Origin of the sequence: Bittarella massiliensis (ex Durand et al. 2017), from assembly GCF_009876955.1 — a bacterium.
Taxonomy (GTDB): domain Bacteria; phylum Bacillota; class Clostridia; order Oscillospirales; family Ruminococcaceae; genus Bittarella; species Bittarella massiliensis.
This window is the reverse complement of record NZ_WWVY01000003.1, coordinates 315,250-338,654: the sequence shown is the minus strand read 5'-3', so window position 1 is coordinate 338,654 and position 23,405 is coordinate 315,250. Positions and strand designations below refer to the sequence as shown.

The 23,405-nt window shown below is 39.6% G+C and carries 19 protein-coding genes; 17 read left to right on the top strand and 2 right to left on the bottom strand.

Translation table 11 applies throughout. From position 1 onward, the window contains the following. The first annotated feature begins 11 nt into the window (after positions 1 to 11). From GT748_RS15720 to GT748_RS05475, 8 genes are all read left to right on the top strand, one after another. A complete protein-coding gene (locus GT748_RS15720; protein ID WP_021657884.1) occupies positions 12 to 695 on the top strand; it encodes a CatB-related O-acetyltransferase in 684 nt (227 codons plus the stop codon). Further along, on the top strand, positions 695 to 1,846 hold the full coding sequence (locus tag GT748_RS05505; protein ID WP_243147995.1) for an N-acetyl sugar amidotransferase: 1,152 nt from the start codon (positions 695 to 697) through the stop codon (positions 1,844 to 1,846). The genes GT748_RS15720 and GT748_RS05505 overlap by 1 nt, the downstream gene beginning before the upstream one ends. Then, positions 1,839 to 3,353 carry an O-antigen ligase family protein gene (locus GT748_RS05500; RefSeq protein WP_021657886.1) on the top strand — a complete coding sequence of 505 codons (1,515 nt, stop codon included), beginning with the start codon at positions 1,839 to 1,841 and terminating at the stop codon, positions 3,351 to 3,353. Before GT748_RS05505 ends, GT748_RS05500 begins: the two co-directional genes overlap by 8 nt. Further along, entirely contained in the window at positions 3,340 to 4,470 is a 1,131-nt protein-coding gene (locus tag GT748_RS05495; protein ID WP_044991683.1) for a hypothetical protein, read from the top strand. The genes GT748_RS05500 and GT748_RS05495 overlap by 14 nt, the downstream gene beginning before the upstream one ends. Positions 4,471 to 4,493: 23 nt before the next feature. Further along, on the top strand, positions 4,494 to 6,143 hold the full coding sequence (locus GT748_RS05490) for a cytidylyltransferase domain-containing protein (RefSeq protein ID WP_044991685.1): 1,650 nt from the start codon (positions 4,494 to 4,496) through the stop codon (positions 6,141 to 6,143). Next, positions 6,133 to 7,215: an N-acetylneuraminate synthase family protein gene (locus GT748_RS05485; protein WP_021657889.1), complete on the top strand. Its 1,083-nt coding sequence runs from the start codon at positions 6,133 to 6,135 to the stop codon at positions 7,213 to 7,215. The genes GT748_RS05490 and GT748_RS05485 overlap by 11 nt, the downstream gene beginning before the upstream one ends. Before the next feature lie 114 nt (positions 7,216 to 7,329). Beyond that, complete coding sequence (locus tag GT748_RS05480; protein ID WP_161213310.1) at positions 7,330 to 7,554, top strand: hypothetical protein; 225 nt, start codon at positions 7,330 to 7,332, stop codon at positions 7,552 to 7,554. 141 nt (positions 7,555 to 7,695) lie between these two features. Next, positions 7,696 to 8,310 (top strand): helix-turn-helix domain-containing protein, encoded by a 615-nt coding sequence (locus tag GT748_RS05475; protein WP_161213311.1) that lies wholly within the window; start codon positions 7,696 to 7,698, stop codon positions 8,308 to 8,310. A 50-nt stretch (positions 8,311 to 8,360) separates the two neighbouring features. On the opposite strand, the gene GT748_RS15160 is transcribed toward GT748_RS05475, so the two are convergent. Together GT748_RS15160 and GT748_RS05470 are read right to left on the bottom strand one after the other, a co-directional pair. Next, on the bottom strand, positions 8,361 to 8,528 hold the full coding sequence (locus tag GT748_RS15160; protein WP_178551111.1) for a hypothetical protein: 168 nt from the start codon (positions 8,526 to 8,528) through the stop codon (positions 8,361 to 8,363). A 10-nt stretch (positions 8,529 to 8,538) separates the two neighbouring features. Continuing rightward, positions 8,539 to 8,880, bottom strand: a complete 342-nt coding sequence (locus GT748_RS05470) for a hypothetical protein (RefSeq protein WP_161213312.1) — start codon at positions 8,878 to 8,880, stop codon at positions 8,539 to 8,541. A 502-nt stretch (positions 8,881 to 9,382) separates the two neighbouring features. Between GT748_RS05470 and GT748_RS05465 the strand changes: the two genes are divergently transcribed. The 9 genes from GT748_RS05465 (at position 9,383) to GT748_RS05425 (ending at position 22,886) form a co-directional block, all read left to right on the top strand. Then, positions 9,383 to 9,757, top strand: coding sequence for a TnpV protein (locus GT748_RS05465; RefSeq protein ID WP_161213313.1), 375 nt, complete (start codon positions 9,383 to 9,385; stop codon positions 9,755 to 9,757). Between the two features lie 119 nt (positions 9,758 to 9,876). Then, positions 9,877 to 11,265, top strand: a complete 1,389-nt coding sequence (locus tag GT748_RS05460) for an ATP-binding protein (RefSeq protein ID WP_161213314.1) — start codon at positions 9,877 to 9,879, stop codon at positions 11,263 to 11,265. Positions 11,266 to 11,310: 45 nt separating this feature from the next. After that, positions 11,311 to 13,077, top strand: a complete 1,767-nt coding sequence (locus GT748_RS05455) for a type I restriction-modification system subunit M (RefSeq protein WP_161213315.1) — start codon at positions 11,311 to 11,313, stop codon at positions 13,075 to 13,077. Beyond that, complete coding sequence (locus GT748_RS05450; RefSeq protein ID WP_161213316.1) at positions 13,074 to 13,448, top strand: hypothetical protein; 375 nt, start codon at positions 13,074 to 13,076, stop codon at positions 13,446 to 13,448. The genes GT748_RS05455 and GT748_RS05450 overlap by 4 nt, the downstream gene beginning before the upstream one ends. Beyond that, complete coding sequence (locus GT748_RS05445; protein WP_161213317.1) at positions 13,441 to 15,345, top strand: restriction endonuclease subunit S; 1,905 nt, start codon at positions 13,441 to 13,443, stop codon at positions 15,343 to 15,345. Before GT748_RS05450 ends, GT748_RS05445 begins: the two co-directional genes overlap by 8 nt. Then, complete coding sequence (locus tag GT748_RS05440; RefSeq protein ID WP_161213318.1) at positions 15,346 to 16,299, top strand: hypothetical protein; 954 nt, start codon at positions 15,346 to 15,348, stop codon at positions 16,297 to 16,299. Between the two features lie 56 nt (positions 16,300 to 16,355). Beyond that, complete coding sequence (locus GT748_RS05435) at positions 16,356 to 19,331, top strand: type I restriction endonuclease subunit R (RefSeq protein ID WP_161213319.1); 2,976 nt, start codon at positions 16,356 to 16,358, stop codon at positions 19,329 to 19,331. 42 nt (positions 19,332 to 19,373) lie between these two features. Then, the gene (locus GT748_RS05430) at positions 19,374 to 21,146 is read left to right on the top strand and encodes an ATP-dependent nuclease (protein ID WP_205301320.1); all 1,773 of its coding nucleotides are present in this window, start codon (positions 19,374 to 19,376) and stop codon (positions 21,144 to 21,146) included. A gap of 3 nt (positions 21,147 to 21,149) precedes the next feature. Further along, the gene (locus GT748_RS05425; protein WP_161213321.1) at positions 21,150 to 22,886 is read left to right on the top strand and encodes a UvrD-helicase domain-containing protein; all 1,737 of its coding nucleotides are present in this window, start codon (positions 21,150 to 21,152) and stop codon (positions 22,884 to 22,886) included. Positions 22,887 to 23,405 lie beyond the last annotated feature (519 nt).

The window sequence follows — 23,405 nt, the reverse complement described above, 5'->3', positions numbered from 1 at the left end:
GAGGTGAAATGATGTTTTCGAAACTAAAAAAAACAATGTTAAATATGAGAAAATTATTTAGTAAGATATACACAAAATTGTTTCCTCAATATAAAAGAAAAGGCGCAATAGGAGTATCTGTATCCTACGAGGTTGATTTAGCAGAAACAGTTCTTGAGGATTATGTTACAGTCGCACATCACAGTCAAATATTCAAGAGTCAGATTGGTAAGAGAACATCTGTTGGGCGATACAATAAAATAAGAAGTGCCAGAATCGGAAGATATTGCTCCATTTCATGGGATGTGACAATTGGGGCAGTCCCACATGACTATCAATACTTGACTACAAGTGCACTGTTTACAAGAAAACAATACGGCTTTATTGATGACGATATATTTAGCGATGATGAATTAACAGTGATTGGAAATGATGTTTGGGTAGGGTGTGGAGCCATTATATTATCAGGTGTTACGATAGGGGACGGCGCAGTAATTGGAGCTGGAGCAGTAGTTACAAAAAATGTTGATCCCTATGAAATTGTTGCAGGGGTGCCTGCAAAACATATTGCGTATAGATTTGATGAAGAGATAATAGAAAGACTACAAAAGTTACAATGGTATGAATGGAGTGATGAGCAGATAAAAGAACGACAGATTCTTTTTACAAACCATGTGGATAAAAACCTGTTAGATAACTGGGAGGGAAATAAGTAATGGCTAGCAAAATGAAATACTGTAAGAAATGTCTTCAGCCTGATACAAGACCGGGCGTCTTATTTGATGAAAACCAGATTTGTTATGCATGTAAATATGAGGAACAAAAAAAGAATATAGATTGGACAGCAAGAGAACAGGAATTGCACGAGATTGCGGAAGATGCCAAACGCAAAGCTAGAGAGCGGAAGGTTGCTTATGATTGTGTAATAGGGGTTAGTGGAGGTAAAGATTCAACGTTCCAAGCCGTTTATGCCAAAGAAAAATTAGGCCTTAATTGCTTGCTTGTCAACTGTGTCCCCGACAATATAACCGAAGTCGGAAGAAAAAACATGGAGAATCTGGCTGGGATGGGCTTTGATGTAATTCATTTGACAGCCAACCCAAAGATTGCAAAGAAGTTGGCGTTAAAAGGATTCGTAGAGTATGGAAATATTCTGAAAGCGTCTGAGTACGCTCTATGGGCATCTGCCTATATCATTGCTGATAAATTTAATATTCCTCTTATTATTCAGGGAGAAAATGCAGCGATTACTTTAGGTACGGTTCTTCAACAAGAGGCAACAGATGACGCCTATTCAATTGTCCAGATCAATACTTTAAAGGGCTGTCATGCATCGGATTGGATTGACGAAGAAATCAAACTAGAACAGGTTTCACTTTACGACTTTCCCTCTATTGAAAGCTTAATAAATAAAGATATAAAGGCGATCTTTTTACAGTACTACACTAAAGAGTGGTCACAGGTCTATAATGCAGATTTCTCGATTGCAAGGGGACTTTTAGGGAGAACAAATGAAGATTTACATGATATAGGTAGATATAGAAGATACGCAGCACTTGATAGCGATCTGCAAATTGTTAATCAAATGCTTAAATACCTTAAGTTCGGCTTTGGATGTGCCACCGATGATGCTTGTTATGACATTCGAGAGGGCCGTCTCACTCGCGAAGATGCTGTTTGGTATGTAAAAGAATATGATGGTTTATGTGCAAGACGATATGTTTTAAACGCTTGTAACTACCTAGGTATCACAGAAGACCAATTCTGGAATATTGCTGACCAATATGTCAATAAGGATTTATTTCAGAAGAATAATGCGGGAGAATGGATCCCCAAGTTTACGGTTGGTGAGGATTTTGATGGGTAATAAGAAAGTTGTTGAAAGATTACTTAATGAATTTCTTTCTACCACTAATTTTAAGTTTGCTTGTGTAATCGTGTTCTTCTGTAAGGCCAATAATTATTTAAATAGTAGTCTAATAGTCAAACTTTTAACGGTGCTACTTATTGGCTGGGGCCTCGCCATTATTTTTAGAGATATTATTGGTAAAAAAACAATACTGCAGTTTAAATATTGGAAAATATTATTGGCTTTTTTTGCATCCTATTCTATTACTGTTTTTGTCAACAGAGATGTCGCTTTTTTTAGCAATATTCGAGACGCCGTGTGGTTTTTCATTACCATATTTCTTTTTGTGGCGTTCCCGATAGGAAATCAAACGGCAGAGGTAACCGAGAGCGATAAAATATTTAAGTTGTTTCTTTTATTGTCTTTTGCTTTTGCCGCTGGTTCACTAATTTTTGTTTTTACAAATACTGGTGGCTCTGATACCTATACTTGGGGGTTTTATGCTAATAGACTATTTGGATTATATAGAAGCCCTAATTATGGAGCAGTTTATTCTTCAGTTTCGCTAACAATATCGCTCTATTTATTGCGTTGGGGTGCCTGCAGCCAGAAAAAAATTGTATTCTTAATTTTTAATATGGTTTGTCAGTTTTTATATATAGTTTATTCTGGTTCTAATACAGGTAAGGTAACGTTGCTTGTTTGTCTAATTATGTACTTTGGATATGGTATAGTATTCGGAGACTCAATAAAAATGAGACTTGCCAACAGTCTTCTTTGTATCGTTTCTGCAGTCATGGTACTGTTTTGTATTGATATAACAAAATCTTTAACAGTTGGCATTATGAATTCACTGGAAACAAAAGTGAGTGTGAGTCAGCAGCAAGATCAGAGCATATCAAGCAGTCAAAGTGCGTCAAGCAGTCAAACTTCACAATCGTCGGGTACAGATAAGTCTGAAAGCCACGAGAGTGTAAGTATTCCAGTAGAGAAAAAAGAACCAGTAAGCGTGCCACCTGAGGATAAATCTTTTGATTTAGAAAGAAAAGACTATGGAAATGGCGAGTTGGGAAATGGAAGAGTTTATAATTGGAAAGTCTCTTTAAGGGTATTTAAGGAATATCCATTATTTGGAACCTCCATGAGAAAATATAGTGTTGTCGTGAAGAATTATGATAACTCTTGGAGGATTCAAAACAGTCACCCAACGTTAGAAAATGACTTTTTTTCTTTACTGGTTTGCACTGGAGTTGTAGGATTGATTCTTTTTTTGCTATCAATTGTACCAATAATGAAAACCATTTTGGTTGGACTTTGGGCGAATAGAAAATCTCCTGGATCAGTCAAAACAATATGGCCAGCCCTCTCTATATCCGTTGTAATAGGGATAACGACTATGTTTACAGATGCGGTAATATTTTCTAATGCACTCCAATCCGTTATGTTTTGGATATCTTTGGGGTATACTTATCGGCTGTGTTTAAATGAATTGCAAAAAAGGGAAAAGGGCTATGAACTTTATTGACTCTAACTATTTTCTAAGTGATTTTCTAAGAGATAAACTGTTGAAAAAAGAAAATCAAAAAGTTTTGGGTTTTATTTCTTTTATTTCTCAAGTAGATAGTATTGGCGATTATCAATCTTTTGAAATTGCCATGAAGGAAATGGAAAAGCTATATACGGATAAAAGGTTTATTTTCTCAGTAAAAAGAGCGTTTGGTGAAAGCTTGCTTTATGGTCATTTACATGCCATTGCGGAGTACGCAAAATTAAGTGATGAAGAGATACGCTATTTTCCAATCATGGAGCACGGTGTTGACTTTTGGGAAATGGTGAAAAAGCCGAGTTATCCACGAGTTTTCCAAGGAAAATATTTGCGTAGCAAATGGCGTGAATTAAACAAAGGGGTTCCAGCATTTTATATAGGTCCATATATTTACTATGCTAAGAGCACTTATTCAAAAGAAAAAATTTGTGCACTCAAACGAGAGAATGGGAAAACGCTTTTAATTGTACCAGCTCATACTCATGAAATGGCAGAGCAAAGCTATGATATGAAAAAGTTTGTAAATACAATTATGCAAAAGTATTCGGATCACTACGATACCATAATGGTTTTGGCGTATTGGGCTGATTTGAAATACGATTTATATAGTTTGTTCCAGAAAGCTGGAGCAAAACTTGTAAGTGCTGGGTTTCGGGGAGACCCCAATTTCATTTCAAGGTTAAAAACACTGCTCTTGTTGGCTGATACTATTGTTGGTAATGACTTGGGGACATTTATTGGTTATGGCTTTTTTTTAGGAAAGGACGTATACCTTATTGAAAATGATGTTAAGTTAAATCTATATGACACGAAGTTGGGCACTGATGATATAGTGTATCAAAATAACTTGCAATTATTTTTGAATGCTTTTGGAAGTGAAATTAGTAAGGGGAGGCAAGCTTTTTTATGTAATCAGTTTTGGGGAAATGAAGAAATAAAATCACCTTGCGAGGTGAGAGATATTTTCCAAGTTAACCAGTGCGTTCTGAAAAAGGCAAAGGGACAAATAAATGCTATTCCCAAAGCTGTAAATGCGTGCATTCATTCCGACGAGCTAACGCATTCTCAAAGGGAACTGCTATTGGCATCGATTTAAGAGCTGTATGGGGGATTTAGGAAATGTTAAAAAGAATACTCGTTGTAATTCCGGCTAGAGGAGGTTCAAAAGGAATCCCTAAAAAAAATATAAGACTAATGGCAGGAATGCCTTTAATAGCATATTCGATACTTACAGCTAAAAAGAGCAGATATTCCGTTGATATAGTAGTATCAACGGATGATGATGAGATTGGTAGAGTTTCTTCTCGTTATGGTGCGGAAGTCATGTCTAGGCCGGCCCATCTTGCGGCAGATGAAGTGACATTGGACCCAGTTGTATACCATGTGGTTCTCGAAAAGGAAAAAATGTCGGGAGAAAAATATGATGTAGTTATTACAATGCAGCCCACATCTCCACTTTTAAGTGTAACTACTTTTGACAGTGCTTTGGATTTCTTTTTTTCAAATGATTTTGATTCAGTATTAAGTGGAGTAAACGATCCGCATTTAGCTTGGGGTAAAAAGAATTCAATGATTGTTCCACTATATGAGAAAAGATTAAATCGACAGTACTTGCCAGTACATTTAAGAGAAACAGGGGCATTTTTTATATCTCGAAGAGACTGTGTAAAAGAAGATTCCCGATTTGGCACACGAGTGTCTGTTTACCCTATTCCAGAAAACGAGTCAGTGGATATCGATACCCCCCATGATTGGTGGATTGCAGAGAAAGAGCTGCTTAAGAAAAATATCATAATAAGAGTTGAAGGATATAAAGAAATTGGTACAGGGCATATTCAACGGGGACTTCTGTTAGGATATAATTTAATTGATCACAATGTTCACTATGTCCTCAGTAGAAAGTCTGATATTGGTATTGCCAAAATAAAAGAAAGCCATTTCCCTTACTCGGTTATAGAAGACGATCAAGAATTGTACAGTTTACTAGAAGACCTAGAATGTGATATTTTGATAAATGACATGCTAAATACTACAGAGGAATATATAAAGCAGTGTAAAAAAAGGAATATAAGGGTGATCAACTTTGAAGATTTAGGTGAGGGAGGACAATATGCAGATGCAGTTATAAATGACCTATACGAAAAACAGAACTCTTATAAAAACTATTTTTGGGGAAGTGAGTATTACTGTATAAAAGATGAATTCTTACTTTCCGAACCGTCAGAGTTCCGTGATGAGGTAGAAGAAATACTAGTTTCTTTTGGCGGAACGGATCCTAGCAATTTAACATCAAAGGTTTTAGAATGTGTTCCACAAATCTCATCAAGAGTACATTTCACTTTCATTTTAGGTATGGGATATTCTGAAAATGACCATTTGAATCTAAAGGGTAATTATATACCATCAAATGTAGATATAGTAAGCAATGTGTCTTATATGACAGACTATATGAAAAAGGCAGATATTGCAGTCTGCTCACAGGGAAGAACTATGTTGGAATTGGCATCTATGGCAGTACCGACAGTCTTATTGGCTCAGAATGAGCGCGAACAAAACCACGAGTTTGGCTATTTAAAAAATGGGTTTTTAAATTTAGGCTTGGGAGAAGAAGTCGAAAAGGAAACAATAGTTGAAACGCTTAAGTGGCTAATCAATAGCAAACAAATACGGGCTCAAATACGAAACCAAATGCTAAAGTTGGATTTAAAAAAGGGACTGAAGCGCACATTGAGAATTATTTTTGAAGGGGGAAGAGACAATGAGCAGTAATATAATAAACCGTGCTCAAAAGGGCCAGTTTAGTTTAATTGCAGAGATAGGTGTCAATTATTATGATATAGCTGAAAAATTAAATTTATCACTTATGGACGCGGCAAAACTTATGGTGGCAGAAGCAAAGAATGCAGGCATTCATGCAGTCAAGTTTCAATCTTATAAAGCTGATACTCTGGCATCCAAGCATTCTCCAGCTTACTGGGATTTGGACGAGGAAAAGACAAAGTCACAGTATGAACTCTTTAAGAAGTTTGATTCTTTTGGATATGAAGAATATAAAGAACTATCCCATTTTTGCGGACAAATAGGAATAGAGTTTTTATCTACAGCGTTTGACATAGAATCGGCGGACTATCTGTTTGGATTAATGAATGTTTATAAAGTGTCTTCATCAGATTTAAATAATAAGCCATTTTTAGCTTACCAAGCAAAAAAGAACAAACCCATTCTTCTATCAACAGGAGCATCTAATCTGGAAGAAATAATTGAAGCTGTTGAAACAATACGTCGGTATAATAGCCAGCCTCTCACTTTGCTTCATTGTGTTTTGCAGTATCCTACGCCATTTGCAGATGCCAATTTGAACAAAATACTTTCGTTAAAAAAAGAGTTCCCCGATATAATTATTGGGTATTCTGACCATACAAAACCAACGCCTGATATGGATGTATGTAAAACAGCATATAATTTGGGTGCAGTGATAATCGAAAAACATTTTACCCTTGATAAATCTCTAATTGGCAATGACCATTATCATGGAATGGATCCAAGTGATGCCAAACATCTTTTGGAAGGTATTGATTTTATTGAGCAAATAAAGGGCAGTGGAGAATTGCATTGCTTAAACTCAGAAAAAGTGGCGAGAGCAAATGCGCGTCGATCCTTGGTAAGTTTATGTAGAATACCTAAAGGGACAATTATTACTGAAGATCTGTTAACATATAAAAGGCCGGGTACGGGCATTTCTCCAGATAAAATACAGTCGGTACTTGGAAAAGTGGCAAGTTTGGATATTGAAGAAGATACAGTGATAAATTACAGTATGTTTGGCAACTTAGAAAACTGAGGTTGAGGAGTCTCACGGTAAGTGTTGAAGGCTTGCGTGAGACTTCTTTTTTGCACGGTTCTGTACATTCTTAAAAGTTAAAGTTCTTCGTAGCGAATTCCCACAAAGAGAGTATTGGAGGAAACAAAAGCCGACAAAAAAAAGTTGCCATATGGCAACCTCTTTTTGTTGGCGGAGCGGGTGGGATTCGAACCCACGGAGCCTTGCGGCTCAACTGATTTCGAGTTTTATCGCCGTCTGTTAATTACATGGTTTCTCCTGTCAATTTCAGTCAGCCTTGTACGCCCGCAAACCCGCATGAAATCCGGGCTTTTTGAAAAAATAGCCCGTAAATACTGAGAAATCGCCCATCGGTTCCAATCAGCAATTTTTCCGCTTTTGGAAAGAACTGCGGAAAGAACGGAAAGAACAAAAATCAAAAGGCAATACACGGACAGTTCGAATACCGGCAAAGCTTACCAAGATATGAGGTGTATTGTCATGAAAGAAAACGCAATCAACTGGGACAATGTCCCCGATGTGATCACGAAGGATCAGCTGTATCACATTTGCCACATCAGCAAATCTACCGCCCTGTACCTGCTCCAAAGCGGAAAAATCCCCTGCGAGTACACGGGCAGGAAAACCCGCTGCTACAAAATCAAAAAGGAAGATGTCATTGCCTATCTGGAAAACCGCAAGGTGTTCCCCGAAAGCTACTCCGCCCCGGCGGGCTGGTACAAAGGGGATTATACTGTCCGGATGGAGGAACAAGTTCCCCCAATCGTGCGGGAGCATTTGCAACTGTATTATACCGATCTGCTCTCCGACTATCCCGATGTACTGACCACCCAGACGGTCTCCAAAATCACCGGCTACGGAAAAACCGCCATCAACAACTGGTGCAATCAGGGGCACATCAAGTCTTTCCGAAAAAACAATGTCAACCATATTCCGAAGGTCTATTTGGTGGAGTTCTTCTGCTCTACCTACTTCCGCACCATCACCCGCAAATCGCCGTGGCACATCCGTACCCTGCAAGGCTTTTCCAGCTGGCGGAAAATCCGTGACCTGCACACAGCAGACAGCGAAGGAGGTGCGGAGAAAAAATATTAAAGTATCAGCCGTCCCTTTCGAGGCGGCTGATACTTTAATATGAAAGCACGTTATTCTTCGTTCTCCCACGAAGAAACTATGTGAAGTTCTCCGGAATCCACTTCCAGCGCCATGTTGTCTCCTAAACGCATCATCATATTTCCGTCGGAATCAAATCCCAAAGAAGATGTAGAAAAGATAAAATCACCGTCATTGTAGTCAAAAACACTTTTTCCCATATTTGACCTCCTAATTCAATTTAACAATTTCATGTTCTCGTGTACCATATATGCGTTGAACCTGATACAGGCAATCATCAATCCAATATGTAATTTTATCTTCCGCCATATCATTGGTATAGATATTTGTACAAATCAGATTTTGCTTTTCGTTGGTACCTCCACAAGCAATGGGCAGTATATGGTGGATATTCCAACCGCAATATACCGTCCTTCCCCAACGAATAACGCAGTAATCTGCATTTCCATATCCGTCTCTGCACATTAGGTTGCCATGGAAATCCTCTGCAAAACGAACATTGCCATAGTATGCGTCCCACAGGCGCAACGCATTGGATTTACATATTTTCATTGTATCACCTCCAACCCGGATCAAAATAAAAGCCCATACACAACCATGTGTGTACAGGCATCAACGATCCGAGTCGAAACTTTACACACATAGCAACAAAGACATCAGCCGAAGCCGTTGCCTAATGTTGTATGGTGTAAAGCTTTGATACAGCAACTTGGGCTCACCTCAAAAGAGATAAATATCTCTCGGAGCCTATCTTGTGGATTCTCAGCATCGTAACGAGAATTTCAATCGATGTTGATAGTATCTCAGAATTACAATTTTTTCATCGTAGGCGTTTTGAACCCGGTTGTTCTTTGGAATTTCTCGTCGATCCGGCATACAAACTGATTCAAATTTAACATATCCTACAATTCAAATTATATATACCATACGATGAAAAGTCAACTATTCCAATAGAAAAAGAGAGTTTTGGTAGAAACTATAATTTTAAAAATCGCACATTCGTAAAGCAAAACCTCCTTTGGTACAATAACGGTATCAAAGGAGGTTTTGCTTTATGGCTAAAACAATATTTGAACAAACGGGCGGCACATACACCATGCAGGGCGACTATTGTCTGCCCGATCTTACATTACCCGCCGAAGAAGAACGCCTCATCGGTGTCTGGGCGCAGCGCCGCAGACAGTACCTGAAGCAGCACCACAAAATCCTGTACTACAATCTGCTCACTTCCGGCAAACTCCGTTTCCACCTCGCTGATGTGGAGAAAGAAGCGCAATCTCTTTTTCTTCGGCTAGTCAAAGAATACGCCGAGCGTGAGGGCGTAACCGAACAGCTGAAAGCGGAGAATCCAATGGAGTGGGTGCAGAAAATGAACAATATCCGCAATCGGGCGGCAGAAACCGTTTATGCCGACTTGATTTTTGCGTAGCAACAGAAAAAGCGAGAAAGAAATTAGTCAAGTGTGATTTACCGAATCATACTTGACTAATTTTAATTTTGTGGTATACTATACTCAGTGAATTTATGGCAGATAGGAGGATACCAGTCATGTTTATCGGCAGAGAGCGTGAACTTGCGGCGCTGAATAAGCTGTACGAATCGGATAAGTTGGAATTTGTTGTAATCTATGGTCGCCGCCGTGTCGGCAAAACAGCGCTGATCAGCCAGTTTATTGATGATAAAAACGCCATCTATTTTATGGGCGTTGAGAGCAACGCCAAGCAAAACCTCGAAAATTTCAGCAAGAGCATTCTAAGCTTCCACACCGGCATGGACGCCGAAACCTCTTTCCTGTCCTTTCAGGCGGCTTTGGAGTATGTGTTCAAGTTGTCCGAAAAGGAACGGGTTATCCTTGCCATTGACGAATACCCCTATGTTGCCCGCTCCTCGAAAAGCCTCGCTTCCACCATCCAGCTTTTGATTGACCAGTACAAGGACACTTCTAAACTGATGCTGATCCTCTGCGGCTCGTCCATGTCCTATATGGAAGACCACGTTCTTGCCTACAAAGCGCCGCTTTATGGCAGACGGACGGCGCAGATGAAAATTCTCCCCTTTGATTTCGATGAAACTTGCCATTATTTCAAAAATTTCACCGATGAAGAGAAAGCCTATGTGTACGGCATCGTCGGCGGCACGCCCCAGTATCTGCTTCAGATGAGCGATAAGCTGAGCATTGAGGACAATATCAAAAACACATTCCTGAACCCCAACTCCGCCCTGTTTGAAGAGCCGGAAAACCTGCTCAAGCAGGAGGTGCGGGAACCGGCGCTCTACAACGCCATCATCACGGCGATTGCCACCGGCGCTTCCCGTATGTCGGAGATTTCCGGAAAGGTCGGCGAAAGCACAAATATTTGTTCCGCCTATGTGAAAAACCTGATCTCCCTCGGCATTATCGAAAAAGAGACGCCTTATGGGGAAAAGGCGTCCCGAAAAGCGATTTACTCTATTGCGGACAATATGTTCCGCTTCTGGTATCGTTTTGTGCCGGAAAACAACTCGATCATCGCCCGTGGAGCTGCCGATCTGGCCTACAAGCGTATCGAGCCGTATCTGTCCGACTATATGGGCAAGGTGTTTGAGGAAATCTGCAAGCAGTACCTCTGGAAGCAGCTGCTGAACGGCGAATGCCCGGTGGAATTTTCCTCCCTCGGCCGCTGGTGGGGCAACGATCCCAAAGAAAAACGGCAGGCTGAAATCGATATTCTTGCGGAACAGGATAAAAACACCGCCCTTTTTGGCGAGTGCAAATGGACGAACGAGAAAGTCGATCTCGGCGTTTTGGAGACCCTCGTAAAGCGCAGCGAACTGTTTGCCTATAAGAATGTCCACTACTACCTCTTTGCAAAAAACGGATTTACCAAAGGCTGCATTGACCGGACAAATGAGATGGGGAATGTGACACTAGTGGCCTACAAAGATATGTTGCGCTAACGTCCGTATTAGAATAAAACATTTGCAAACAGAGGTGCTCACAAAATGGTGAATGATAAAATAAATGTAGTTGGTACAAATATTGCTGAAAAGGCAACGATGATATGGAATGTGGCAGATATGCTTCGTGGCCCGTTTAAGCCGCATGAATACGGACTTGTTATCCTGCCTATGACGGTAGTGAAACGTTTTCACGATTGTTTACTGCCTACACATGAAGCCGTATTAAAAGAATATGAATCCAAGAAACATTTAGCGGTAATTGACGGCTTTTTAACTCGTGCGTCCGGTTATCAATTCTATAATACAAGCAAATTTGTTTTTGAGTCACTGCTTGCAGATTCTGAAAACATTGAAGCAAATTTCCGTGATTATCTGGCAGGCTTTTCGGCAAATGTACAGGATGTTCTTGCTAAATTTGATTTTGACAATGTCATCCGCAGAATGGTTGAAAGCAATACCCTGTATCTTGTAATAAAAGAATTCAATACGCAAAAGGGATATTTGGGCCCTGATAAAATCAGCGCTGTGGACTGCGGTTATATTTTTGAGGATTTGGTTCGCCGCTTTTCTGAGTCGTTTGGCGAAGAAGCCGGAGCCCATTTTACCAGTCGTGATATTATTTATCTGATGACCGACCTGCTTCTTACAGATGCAAAGCTCGATGAAACGGGCAATGTCACCGTTTACGATATGACAATGGGCACCAGTCAGATGCTTTCCTGTATGGAAGAGAGAATCCACGAGTTAAACGAAGATATAGAAGTTACCTGTTTCGGGCAGGAATTTAATCCCTCTACTTTTGCTATCGCAAAGGCAGACATGATGATTCGTGGCGGCGATCCAAACAATATGCGGTTTGGGGATACTCTTTCTGATGACCAGTTTAAAGGCTTCACTTTTAAGTACTGCATTTCCAATCCTCCGTTTGGAATCGATTGGAAGCGAGAGCAAAAGGCCGTCGAAGCGGAAGCTAAACTTGGTGAGCTGGGAAGATTTGCTCCGGGACTTCCGAAAATCAGCGATGGTCAGCAGCTTTTTGTGCTGAACGGTCTTTCCAAGCTTGCGCCTGATGGCAGAATGGCAATTATCCAGAACGGTTCTCCTCTGTTTGCAGGCGACGCAGGCAGCGGCCCCTCTAATATCCGTCAGTACATATTGGAAAACGATTGGCTCGATGCAATTATCCAGCTTTCAACCGACCAGTTCATGAATACGGGAATCAGCACCTATATTTGGATTTTATCCAAGGACAAGCCTGCCTATCGTGCAGGAAAGGTACAACTTATTGATGCCTCCCATTGCTATGAACAGCGCAGGAAGTCTATCGGAACCAAACGCAACGATATTACCGACCTTTGCCGCAATCTGATTGTAGAAGCATACGGCGAGTATAAGAACGATGCTGTTTACGGTGATAAGAACGGCATTTATTGCCACAGCAAGATTTTCGGCTCAGAGGACTTCGGATACAACAAAATCGTTGTAGAACGCCCGCAGAGAGACGAAAACGGCGAAATCATACTGAAAAAAGGCAAGCCTGTCGCAGATAAAAATCTACGTGATACGGAGAATGTACCGCTTGTGCAGGATATTGACCGTTACTTTGAACGGGAAGTTTTGCCGTACGCTCCCGATGCATGGATTGATAAGAGCAAAACCAAAGTCGGATACGAGATTCCGATGACACGCTACTTTTATGAGTATCAGCCGCCGGAACCGGTGGATGACATTGTAAAGCGCATTAAAAAGCTGGAAAGCGAAATTTCCGAAAGCTTAAATGCACTGTTTCATAAGGAGAATGAACTTTGAGAGAAGTGTTGAGTTTTCTGTTTGACATATTTACCGACCCGCTCGGTCTTCCCATTGCGGGATATTGGGAATGGATTATTCTTGCAATCATTACATTTGCTGCATACGCCATTGCGTTCCGGACTGTGGGTGATTTATATGATGGCGGTATGATCAGCGGCAGCGCAGCCGGTTCTGTTTTACATTGGATTATTCGCCTGATTGTATTTGTTGTGATATGGGCAATTACATATTTTGTGATTTGGCTTGCAAAGCTTATTTTTGCACATTGGCTGCTCATTGTAAGTATCCTTGGCGGCATTCTGGTGGCTGCTGCAATTGTTTGTCTGATTGTTCGTTATACCCGAAAAGGTGGTGAAAACAATGCGTGAAATGAAGGATAGCGGAATTGAATGGATTGGAGATATTCCAAAAAATTGGAATATGTCAAAAATCGGGAGCTTATATACGCAACGAAATGAAAAGGTATCTGATAAGGAATATCAACCGCTTTCCGTAACGATGCAAGGTGTTTTACCACAACTTGCATCTGCTGCTAAAACAGATGATGGTGATAACAGGAAATTAGTTCGTGTAGGTGATTTTGCAATTAATAGTCGATCCGATCGACGGGGTTCGTGCGGAATTTCCCCATTGGATGGATCAGTATCACTAATTAATATCATATTGACACCAAGAACAACTATGCACCCTGGTTATTATGATTGGCTTTTTCATACAACGCTTTTTGCAGACGAGTTTTATAAATGGGGGCACGGGATAGTAGCTGATTTATGGACAACTCGATGGCAAGAGATGAAATCCATATGCGTACCTGTTCCAGAATATGCTGAACAAAAACGTATTTCCGAATTTTTGAATTCAGAGTGTGCTGAAATCGATGCTGTTCTGGAAAAGACCCGTGCCTCGATTGATGAATATAAAAAATTGAAGCAGACTGTTATTACACAGGCCGTCACCAAAGGCATCCGTGGCGGCAGACCGATGAAAGACAGCGGAGAATCTTTTCTTCATAAGGTGCCCGTTGGATGGACAAATAGCAAGATCAAATACTGCGCTATTTTTTCTCCTTTATGCAATACCAGCCATCTTACAGAAGATAGTATAGTAACTTTTACTCCTATGGAGTGCATAAAAAATGGCTATTTTGAAAATCGGGAAGCTGTTTTTGCTTCGATGAATTCATCGTATACGCAATATCAAGAAGGCGACATTGTTTTTGCGAAAGTAACGCCTTGCTTTGAAAATGGGAATATTGCAATAATGCAAGGGCTTTCGTTTGAATTTGGTTTCGGTAGTTCAGAGCTCTTTGTATTACGCCCTAAAAGCATAAATACTAAATTCCTTTTCTATTACTTACAAAATGATATATTTAAACAATATGCTTGCGCAACTATGACAGGGACTGGCGGACTAAAAAGAGTATCTCCCTCATTTGTGCGGAACTTTCCAATTTTTCTTCCAAGCGATAGTGAACAGGCTGATATTGCGGAATACCTAGACTACAAATGTAAAGAGATTGATTTACTAATTTCAAAAAAGCAACAATATCTCACCGAAATAGAGAATTATAAAAAATCACTCATTTATGAGTATGCAACTGGCAAGAAGGAATGTCCTGCAATAAATCAGAATGACGACGTTTCTAATGCTTATCCATATTTCCCCGCTCCGGTGCATGCTTCCAGTCCTCGTTTTGCTCAGGCCGTTTTGATGAGCAAAATACTTGAAGAAAGCAGCAAAGGAATGGGCCGTGTCAAACTTGAGAAAACATTATTTACTATCGAAAATCACATTGGATTCAATTTTGACACAGAGTATCTTAGAGAAGCGGCTGGCCCCCTCGATGCTTCGATTTATGAGTGTGAGAAAATCATAACGCGCCGTAATAAGTGGTTCAGTACGAAAACTTCAAGTTATGGCGTCTCATATGCTCCTACCAATGATGTGGATAAATACAAGAAGTACTATGCGAAGTATTTTTCTGAGTATAATTCCGAAATTGAACGCATCATTGATGTTTTCAGAAATTACACAACTGAACAAGCAGAAATAATTGCTACGTTATTTGCTGCTTGGAATGATGCTATCATTGATAAAAAACAGTTTACCGATGATGACATTGTTGATGATGTGCTAAATAATTGGCATGAAAGCAAAAGACGTTTTCCCAGACAAGTTTGGCTTCGTGCAATGAACGAGATCCGAAAGAACCATATTATTCCTAAGGGATATGGAAAGCATACTGTTATGAAGGAGATGCAGTAAATGGAGATACCTATCACCATTCATTCAGACGAAAAAGGATATTTCGATAGAGAATGCCCAAATGAGAATTGCCTTTATACTTTCAAAATCAATATGCAGGATTGGAAAGAAAAAATTTCTGATGACGAAGTCCACTGCCCAATGTGCGGTCATATTGATACCGCCGATAAATGGTGGACACAGGAACAATTGGAATCTATGCAAGAAATTGCAGCAAGCTATGCTATGTCAATGATTACCAAAGAGTTAGATAAAGCTTTTGGTAAACTGGCCCGTTCTACTCGGAATAATAAATTTTTGAAGATAACCTATAAGCCCAGCAAAAAGATTACTTTTCAGAACAATCCTATCGGTCAGAGTGAAGAATGGGAAACCGATATTACATGCGAAAAATGTGGCACTCGATATAGTGTTATTGGTTCAGCTTATTTTTGCCCCTGTTGTGGCCATAATTCCGCAGTCAGTGCTTTTAACGAGTCTACAGACAGCATTGAGAAAATGCTGAAATCTCTTCCAGAGATGAAGCAGTTGTTAACTGAATCATATGGTAGGGATAAAGCAGAAACCATGTGTCGTGGACTTTTGGAAAGCTCCCTCGGTGATATTGTTTCATCGTTTCAGAAGTTCGCATCTTGCCATTATGATAAGCTAACGGGAGAAATATCTAGAGTAAATGATTTTCAAATCGTTGAGAAAGGAAACCAACTCTTCAAAGATGCAACTGGAAAAGGTTACGAAGAATGGTTATCGGATAAGGAACTACACAACATGAATATGTTTTTTCAACGTAGACACTTGATTGAACATAACAACGGCATGGTCGATCAGAAATACGTTGATAAATCTGGTGATAATTCCTATGTTATAGGTCAGAGATTGGTGATAAAAGAAAACGATGCATACGCTTTATTAGCAATAATTAAAAAGCTTGCTAAAGGACTTATGACATTATGAAAAGATGTTCTATAGAGCGCGCATTACAACACTATGGCAGGAAAGGTGAAAACTAAATGTCTATTGCTGTTACAACCGAAAAACGATTTGAAGAAGATATAGAATCTTTCTTCCTTTCCCCGGCAGGCGGATATACAAAAGGTACCGATACATACGACGCCAAGCTCGGTCTATATGTAAATACCCTGATTGATTTTGTGCAGCGCACCCAGCCTAAAGAATGGGCACGTTTTGAAAACGCTAATCAGGTTGATCCTGTTCGCAAGTTTTGCCTTGCGTTTGCTTCAGCCTGTGATGCAGAAGGCGTTCTTTCAGTTCTGCGTCATGGATTTAAGCATAGGGGTATCCATTTTCGGGTGTGTTATTTTAAGCCGGAATCCGCTCTAAATCAAACGGCAGCCGCATTATGGGCGCATAATAAAATTGAATGTTACCGGCAATGGTATTATTCCGCCGACAGCAAAAAGAGTGTGGATATGGTTTTGGTGCTCAATGGCATTCCTGTGTTTGCCTTTGAACTGAAAAATCAATATACCGGTCAAACCGTTGATAACGCAAAGCAGCAATGGATGTATGACCGGGATCCCCGTGAGACCTGTTTTCAGTTTAATCGGCGGATCTTGGCATTTTTCTGCGTTGATCACACGGAAGTCTGGATGACAACGAAATTGGCCGGTAAAAATACATATTTTTTGCCGTTTAATCAGGGCTCTAACGGTGCAGGTAACGATGGCGGCAAAGGAAATCCTGCGAATCCGAATGGATACCCTACTGCGTATCTTTGGGAAAATGTTTTCCAGAAGGACAGCATGATGGATATTATCCAGAAATTTATGAACTTACAGGATGGTAAAACTTTGATTTTCCCTCGCTATCACCAGCTGGATGTTGTTCGCAAATTACTGAACAATGTTAAAAAGGACGGCTCAGGACACAACTATCTGATACAACATAGCGCAGGCAGCGGCAAATCGAATTCTATTGCTTGGACAGCCTATCGTTTGGCTTCCCTTTTCAATGCGGATAACAAGCCTGTATTCTCAAGCGTTATTGTTGTAACAGACCGCACGGTTTTAGATGCGCAGCTACAGGAAACGATCTCCGGCTTTGATCATACGCTTGGTGCCGTAGAGACGATTGGAGAAGACAAAAATTCAAAAGATTTGCGAGATTCTATTAACAACGGAGTCCGTATCATTGTCACCACATTACAAAAATTTCCTGTTATTTATCAGGAGGTTGATAAAGTGGCAGGACGGAATTTTGCGGTTATTGTAGATGAAGCGCATTCGTCGCAAACAGGCAATTCAGCCTTGAAATTGAAAGCGGCTTTGGCCAATACGGAGGACGCTTTGCGAGAGTATGCAGAAATTGAGGGTAAGAACGAAGAAGAGCTTGATCCCGATGATAAGCTGATGAAAGAAATGCTGGTTCACGGCAAGCACAAAAACCTATCTTTCTTTGCTTTTACTGCTACGCCGAAAGATAAAACTTTAGAGCTTTTCGGAACGGAATACGAGGATGGTTCTTTCCACCCATTTCACATTTACAGCATGAGACAGGCCATTGAAGAAGGCTTTATTCTCAATGTTCTTCAAAATTATATGACCTATGACACCTGCTTTAAAATAGCTAAAACTACGGAAGATAATCCTGATGTTCCTGCAAGCCGAGCGGCAAAGGTAATCCGCAGGTATCAAGAATTACATCCATATAATATTTCGCAGAAATCACAGATTATTGTTGAAACGTTCCGTGAAACAACACGCCATAAAATCGGCGGCAGAGCTAAAATGATGGTGGTTACCTCTTCTCGGCTTGCTGCGGTGCGTTATTTTCACGAAGTAAAACGCTATATAGAGGAGCAGAAGTATAATGATGTTCAAATACTTATTGCTTTTTCCGGTGCTGTTCAAGATGGAGATACCGAATATACGGAGCCTAAATTAAATGTCCGTGCTGATGGCAGCCATATAGCAGAAACGCAGACCAAAGCAGAGTTTCACGATAATTTTAATGTGCTTATCGTGGCAGAAAAATATCAGACCGGCTTTGACGAACCATTGTTGCATACGATGATCGTAGATAAGAAGCTGAAAGGCGTAAAAGCCGTGCAAACGCTATCTCGCTTGAATAGAACTTGTGCCGGAAAGAACGACACATTCATATTGGATTTCGTCAACAAAAAAGAGGATATTCTGAAAGCGTTTCAGCCGTTTTATCAGGAAACAACGCTTTCACAGGAAGTTAATGCCGATTTGATTTACCAAACGCAGAAAGAACTGCGGGGCTTTGCTATTTATAGTGATACTGATGTTGAAGCCTTTGCGAAAGAGTATTTTAATACAGGAAAACAGGACGCTCGTGCAATGGGAAGAATGACCAGCATATTAAAGCCTGTTGCAGACCGGTATAACAAGAAATCTACCGAAGAACGTTACCAGTTCCGCCGCCAAGTTCGTAATCTGATTAAGTGGTACGGATACATCTCCCAAATTTTGCGTATGTTCGATAAAGACTTACACAAGGAATATGTGTTCTGCTCCTATTTGCTTAATTTGCTGCCGTCAGAGGCGGTTTCTATGATTGACCTCGAAGGCAAGTTAAAGTTGGAATACTATAAGTTGCAGAAGACCTTTGAAGGCTCCATAGAATTGCAGGAGACAAAGGGTGTTTACGAGCCCGCCAAACATAAAGGTGCTATGGGTGGTGACAGCAAGGAACCTCTTGACGAAATCATTGAGAAAATCAATGAAAAGTTTAAAGGTGCATTCACCGAGGGAGATAAAGTTTTACTGAATGCTTTGCATACTAAATTGATGGCAGACAAAAAACTGACAAAAATGGCACGCAGTTCTGATCCGCAAATTTTTGCGGAAAGTATCTTCCCCAAAGCTTTCGGAGATGCAGCGCAGGACAGCTATATGGAATCTCAAGACACCTATACTTCTCTGTTCGAAGATCAGAATAAATACAATGCAATTATGAGTGCATTGGCAGATGTGGTATATCGGGAAATGAGAAAAAACTAATCATATTTTATTTTAACGGTTATGTTAGCCGGGAGGACTCAAATGTATATTTGTAAAATTGGAATTTCTAATTTTAGGGGAATTAAAAGTGCTTCTATTTTGATTAATGGTAACTCTGTGTTTGTCGGTGATAATAATTCTGGAAAGTCCACAATATTTGAAGCAATAGATTTAGTGATGGGGCCAGACCGTCTTGCAAGGCATCCAGTAATTGATGAACACGACTTTTACGGAGGCGAATACCTAAAAGGTGATAAAACGGTTCAAATATATATTGAAGTTGTAGTTATAGGACTTAGTGAAGACCAAAAAATACATTTTGGAAATCATATAGAATGGTGGGATAAAAAATCAAATTCTATTATAAGTGGACCACCGGCCAGTGCTACTGATTCAGATGATGTTGAGCCTGCCTTACGCTTAGTATTTCAGGGCAACTATAGTCCGGAGGAGGATGATTTTGAGGGGCAAACATTTTTTGCTGGAACACTTCGTGAAGGAAGTGTTCCAGAACCTTTTCGCAAGAAAGATAAGCGTAAGTGCGGATTTTTATATTTGCGAACCTTGAGAACCGGAAGCCGTGCTTTGAGTCTTGAAAGGGGTTCTTTACTTGACATAATCCTTCAACTAAAAGAAATTAAACCGCAAATGTGGGAAAGCGTCATAGAACAACTTGAAAAAGTTTCTATTGCAGGCGATCCAAATTTAGGTATTACGGAAGTGCTTACATCTGTTCAAGATTCCTTGGCAAATATAGTTGCTTATGAATCTGCGGACAAGCCACAAATTAAAGTATCCAATTTAACTCGTGAGAATTTACGCAAAGTATTAACTGTATTTATGGGTTCTGGTGCTTATAAAGAAAATGGTTCTGAATATATGACTCCGTACTTTCACCAAGGAACAGGAACTATTAATACACTTGTTTTATCTCTACTTTCAATGATAGCTAATATAAAGGAAAATGTAATTTTTGCTATGGAAGAGCCGGAAATTGCATTGCCTCCGCATATACAAAAAAGAGTTATATCAAGCGTAATCGAAAAATCCAAACAGGCTTTGTTTACATCTCATTCGCCATATGTCCTTGAAGAGTTTTCACCAGAACAAATTCTTGTTATCTCTCGAAAGGATGGTGTGCTTAGTGCCGAACCTGCTGGAATGCCTCCAGCTGTAAAAGTAAAAAAATATAGGGATGAATTCAGACGCAGATTTTGTGAGTCTTTATTAGCCCGAAGAGTTCTTATTACTGAAGGGAAGACGGAATACGATGTGTACTCTTCAGCTTCCAGAAAAATGCAATGCCTGCATCCTGAAAAAAGTTACTCATTTGATTTGCTTGGAATTGCACTTGTAAATGCCGAAACGGATACTCAGGTGTCAGCATTAGGTCAGTATTATAAAAGGCTCGGAAAGACAGTTTATGCTGTTTTCGATAAGCAAGAAGAAAGAGATAGTGAGCAAATTGCTTTGGCAGTTGATTGTGCTTATGAAGCCAATGAGCACGGAATAGAAGATGTCGTCCTTAAAGGAATTAAGCCGTCTGTATTATTAAGATTTGCCCTAGATGTTGTTGCAAGCGGCGAATGGCCTCCGCATCTTTCTAATCAAACACCTTATGAGGGGATGAAGGACGATGAATTATATACAACAATGAAGCTGTATTTTAAAAATAAAAAGGGAGAAGGTGCGCTTGCAGAATTAGTCCAATTTTGCGAAGAAGATGAAATGCCTTTATTTATAAAAGATACTATTATTAGCATTAGCGAAACTGTGTATCCGATATCCCTTCCCAATGACATTAATGAGGAGTGAATTATGATTCAGCTTCAAAACGACGAATTGCGCAAGGATATTTTGAAATCTGTCTCTCCTTTACTTATTATGGGAGGCCCCGGTTCAGGAAAGACTACTATTGCGTTGTTTAAGGCAAAGCAACTGATTGAAGAAACTGGAACACTTAAAAAGAATCAAAAGGTTTTATTTTTAAGCTTTGCACGAGCCACTATTTCCAGAGTAGAAGAGCAGGCGGGTGATCTTATTCCCGAAGACACGAAACAACAGATTGAGATAAATACTTATCATGGATTTATTTGGAATATACTAAAACATCATGGATACCTTCTTAATTCACACCCCATTCATCTTCTCCTCCCTCATGAAACAGGTCGGCTACTTTCAGATGTGCCTCTAAATAAACGTGCAGCAAAAATGCATGAACTATTTCTGGCAGAAGGTCTTGTGCACTTTGATATGTTTGCAAAACTATGTTCGCAGTTGTTAACAGAAAGCAAAGCTTTACAGAAACTTATTTGTGCCATGTATCCAGTAATTATTCTTGATGAATTTCAAGATACCAATATGGACGAGTGGAATCTGATAAAAATCTTTGGAAGCGAATCTAAATTGATAGCTTTAGCTGATCCCGAACAAAGAATTTATGATTTCCGTGGAGCTGATCCTAAAAGAATATCTCAGTTTATTGAAGCGATTCATCCAGAAATATTTGATTTCGGGCAACAGAATAATAGAAGTAGTGGAAAAGACATTGCTCAATTTGGAAATGACTTGCTGCAACAAACGAACAAAGGTAAAATCTATAACGATGTAAGTATTTTTGCTTATCCTTTTTATAAAAAACCATTTACACATATTTATTTAAAAAGCGCTTTGTTACAAATTCGAAAGAAATTATACGAGTCTCAAGGAAATGATTGGTCTTTAGCTATTTTAGTGCCAACAAATTCACTTATGTTAGCTGTGTCGGACACATTGCAACGGACTCAAAAACTATCCAATGGAAAGGTTTTACCAGCAATTGAGCATGATGTTGCCGTAGATACATCAGGAGCGTATTTAGCCGCTCAGTTTATTGCTAACCTTTTAGAAAATGGATCTCAAAAAATATGTACTGAAACTACTGTGCTAAGATTTTTGATTGAACATATACTTGGGAGAAAAGGGGCAAATAATTCAGTTTCCAAAGCAGATAAAGAGATTGCCTCTGCTTTAGAGCAATATATAAAGTCCAAAAAAATCAGAGGGAAAAATCGTGAATTACTTATTGCAGAAACCAAACAATTAGTGAACTCGGTTAATGACTTACACTTTTCAGGAAATGTGGTGAATGACTGGAAACAAATATTAAGCATCATTATCGATTGCAAATCTGATTATTATAAAAAAGTTGCAAATGATGCAAAATATTTACGCTTACTTCAACGGGGCACTCAATTATATTCAGCGCTAGATACAATTTGGAGGAACAGCAGCACATATAATGGCGCTATACAAGCAGTGTCAGATGCCTTGACGCAAGAGCATTTTTCTTTAAGCACAAAAAGATGGAATGGAATAAGCGTTATGACAATACACAAATCAAAAGGCAAAGAGTTCGATGTGGTTATTGTATATGAAGGGCATTATCACAATAAGATTGTATCAAGTCCAGAACGAAAAGAACAAGCGATTTTGAATTTACGTGTTGCAGTCACAAGAGCGAAAGAACACACTTATATTCTTACTCCCGATGATGAGCCGTGTTTATTATTATAAATGCGGTTTATGTTTCAAGATATCGATATTTCACAAACAGAATAACCAAAACAAAAATAGGTTGCTCATAACAGGGCAACCTATTTTTGTTAATGGCCTGATTTGATATGAAATAAAACGAATTATAGTTTTCCTGCAAGCACGCAAATGCCCGCCACTCCCGGCGGGCAAATTTTTTTGTCCGTTTTCAAAATTTTTTCTTAAAAATAGGTTGCGTTTTGGCGTTTCAATTCCAAATAAGTGAAGGGGAAATTTTTTCTCAAAAATTTTTTTGAGAAAAAGCCCGGAAATGGGTGTGCATTTCGGCACCCTTTGTCCAAATGAGTGAAGGGGTCTTTTGCAAAACAAAAAAATTTTCAAAAACACCCGATAATTTTGCTCTTCCCAGTGGGAACAGGTGAAAGGATTTTTCAAATTCTCAAATATTTTTCCCGTTTAGGGGGTGCGTTTGACCTCTCCCTGTGGGAATAAGTGAAAGACCTTTTCATTGTACCTTGAAAATTGAATAACAATCCGAAT

Coding starts and splice junctions, on each gene's coding strand:
- GT748_RS15720 (WP_021657884.1), top strand. CDS start 12: ATGTTTTCGAAACTAAAAAAAACAATGTTAAATATGAGAAAATTATTT.
- GT748_RS05505 (WP_243147995.1), top strand. CDS start 695: ATGGCTAGCAAAATGAAATACTGTAAGAAATGTCTTCAGCCTGATACA.
- GT748_RS05500 (WP_021657886.1), top strand. CDS start 1,839: ATGGGTAATAAGAAAGTTGTTGAAAGATTACTTAATGAATTTCTTTCT.
- GT748_RS05495 (WP_044991683.1), top strand. CDS start 3,340: ATGAACTTTATTGACTCTAACTATTTTCTAAGTGATTTTCTAAGAGAT.
- GT748_RS05490 (WP_044991685.1), top strand. CDS start 4,494: ATGTTAAAAAGAATACTCGTTGTAATTCCGGCTAGAGGAGGTTCAAAA.
- GT748_RS05485 (WP_021657889.1), top strand. CDS start 6,133: ATGAGCAGTAATATAATAAACCGTGCTCAAAAGGGCCAGTTTAGTTTA.
- GT748_RS05475 (WP_161213311.1), top strand. CDS start 7,696: ATGAAAGAAAACGCAATCAACTGGGACAATGTCCCCGATGTGATCACG.
- GT748_RS15160 (WP_178551111.1), bottom strand. CDS start 8,528: ATGGGAAAAAGTGTTTTTGACTACAATGACGGTGATTTTATCTTTTCT.
- GT748_RS05470 (WP_161213312.1), bottom strand. CDS start 8,880: ATGAAAATATGTAAATCCAATGCGTTGCGCCTGTGGGACGCATACTAT.
- GT748_RS05465 (WP_161213313.1), top strand. CDS start 9,383: ATGGCTAAAACAATATTTGAACAAACGGGCGGCACATACACCATGCAG.
- GT748_RS05460 (WP_161213314.1), top strand. CDS start 9,877: ATGTTTATCGGCAGAGAGCGTGAACTTGCGGCGCTGAATAAGCTGTAC.
- GT748_RS05455 (WP_161213315.1), top strand. CDS start 11,311: ATGGTGAATGATAAAATAAATGTAGTTGGTACAAATATTGCTGAAAAG.
- GT748_RS05445 (WP_161213317.1), top strand. CDS start 13,441: ATGCGTGAAATGAAGGATAGCGGAATTGAATGGATTGGAGATATTCCA.
- GT748_RS05440 (WP_161213318.1), top strand. CDS start 15,346: ATGGAGATACCTATCACCATTCATTCAGACGAAAAAGGATATTTCGAT.
- GT748_RS05435 (WP_161213319.1), top strand. CDS start 16,356: ATGTCTATTGCTGTTACAACCGAAAAACGATTTGAAGAAGATATAGAA.
- GT748_RS05430 (WP_205301320.1), top strand. CDS start 19,374: ATGTATATTTGTAAAATTGGAATTTCTAATTTTAGGGGAATTAAAAGT.
- GT748_RS05425 (WP_161213321.1), top strand. CDS start 21,150: ATGATTCAGCTTCAAAACGACGAATTGCGCAAGGATATTTTGAAATCT.